Source organism: Streptomyces katrae (assembly GCF_000966975.1).
Taxonomy (GTDB): Bacteria; Actinomycetota; Actinomycetes; order Streptomycetales; family Streptomycetaceae; genus Streptomyces; species Streptomyces katrae.
The window spans coordinates 1-1,779 of sequence record NZ_JZWV01001616.1 but is presented as its reverse complement, the minus strand read 5'-3'; the positions used below and the strand labels follow the sequence as shown (position 1 = coordinate 1,779).

Annotated in this window: 2 protein-coding genes; one reads left to right on the top strand and one right to left on the bottom strand. The window is 67.1% G+C overall.

Going from position 1 to position 1,779, the window contains the following annotated elements; genetic code table 11:
* Positions 1 to 129: 129 nt before the first annotated feature.
* Positions 130 to 636: an NUDIX hydrolase gene (locus VR44_RS39640; protein WP_045952550.1), complete on the bottom strand. Its 507-nt coding sequence runs from the start codon at positions 634 to 636 to the stop codon at positions 130 to 132.
* Between the two features lie 18 nt (positions 637 to 654).
* Here VR44_RS39640 and VR44_RS39635 point away from each other — a divergent pair, with 18 nt between their 5' ends.
* The gene (locus tag VR44_RS39635; protein WP_045952549.1) at positions 655 to 1,434 is read left to right on the top strand and encodes a GntR family transcriptional regulator; all 780 of its coding nucleotides are present in this window, start codon (positions 655 to 657) and stop codon (positions 1,432 to 1,434) included.
* Positions 1,435 to 1,779: the final 345 nt, after the last annotated feature.

The following is a 1,779-nucleotide window of genomic DNA, read 5'->3' as shown; positions in this document are numbered from 1 at the left end:
CCGGGGCCGGTGCGCGCCCCAGATCGCTACGCGCTCCTCGAATTCCGGCGTCGGATGGCCGCCTTGGGTTGCTACCTGCACCAAATGACGAGCGGATCGTCCTGCGGAGCACCCAGGCGCGTCAGATCGCTACGTGCTGCCCAGATCTCGGCGTGCGGCGGCCGTCTGGGGCTGGTCTGGAAGGAGGTGGTGTCCGTCATGGCTGCGGACGTGGGGGCCGTTCCCGTCCAGGGCGTCCAGGAGGCGGACGGCGTAGACCTCGGACATGAGGGCTGTGACCTCGTCCCGCGTGAGCCACCGCACCGCTGTGCTTTCACCGGAAAGACGTTCCGTGCCGCCCGAGGGCTTGCAGCGGAAGACCAGGGCAACCACTCCGGCTGTGATGTTCTTGTACACGCCGGTGAGCTGGTCCACCTCGACGTGGATGCCTGTTTCCTCCAGCACTTCCCGCCGCACCCCGTCCTCCGGGGTTTCCGCCAGCTCCATCACTCCGCCTGGTAGCTCCCAGGTGCCGTTGTCCGCTCGGCGGATTGCCAGCAGGCGGCCGTCGTCACGCACCACGACCCCGGCCACCGACACGGAGTGACGTGGCGTTGACCTGCTCGCCGAGGCGCTGTTGCTCATGTACATGAGCATAGGAGGAAGCGAAGGACCATGGGAGCAGCTGTAGGAGAGGGCAGGGCCGTGCCCCGGTACTTGCAGATCGCCGAGGACATCGTTCAGCAGGTCCGCACCGGCGTCTTGCAGCCCGGGGACCAAGTGCCGAGCGAAGCCGAAATGGTCGACCGTTATGGAGTCTCGGGCGGGACCGTTCGCAAAGCCATGCTGGAGATCCGCGCCAGCGGTCTCGTCGAAACACGGCACGGCAAGGGCTCGTTCGTGAAGGCCCGGCCGCCGGTGCGCCACCGGTCCTCGGACCGCTTCCGCCGCTCACTCAGGCAGGGCGCCAAGGCCGCATACCTCGCCGAGTCGGAGCAGTCCGGCGCCACGGCGAAGGTCAGCGTCATCCACATCGGGCCGGTCGACGCTCCGGAGGCAATCGCCCAACGCCTGGGCGTAGATGTCGGCGCCAAGGTACTGGCGCGCCGCCGCCTGTACTTCCGCAACGGCACACCCGTGGAGACCGCGACGTCGTACCTGCCGTGGGACGTGGTGCGCGACATCCCCGAACTCTTCGCCGAGAACTCCGGAGACGGCGGCATCTACGCCCGCCTTGAGGAGCACGGCCACGTCTTCCGCGAGTTCGTGGAAACCCTGCAGGCGCGCCCGGCTGCGAAGGCCGAGGCATCCGAGCTCGCGCTGAGCCCCGGAGCCACGGTGGTTCACCTCCTCAGGAATGCCGTCACGACCTCGGGCCGCGTCGTGGAGGTCTGCGACACCCTCATGGCCGCCGACCAGTTCGTCTTCGAGTTCCGCATCCCCGCAACCGACTGAGAACCCGCCGATGGCGACCCACCGTGATGACCTATTCACGATGGGTTGACTCATGTACAGGAGTGAGGCACTCTTCTTCACACCACTCCTGTACATGAGTGGTGGAGTTCAGCCTCTATAGAGGAGTGGGCGCATGAGTCAGTCACCCGTCCGACCATCGACCTCAAAGCCGACAGCACCACCTTGCGTCGGCGTCGATGGCCACAGCGCGCCCTCGGCAAGGGTGCTCGTGCCGGTCCAACCCAGCTCGGACTTGCTCCACCGGGCACAGGCCGGCTGGGAGCGCTTCCTCGACACCTTCGAGGGAGCGCCCGATGAGTGAGCAGTACGAGTACGTCCCCCACC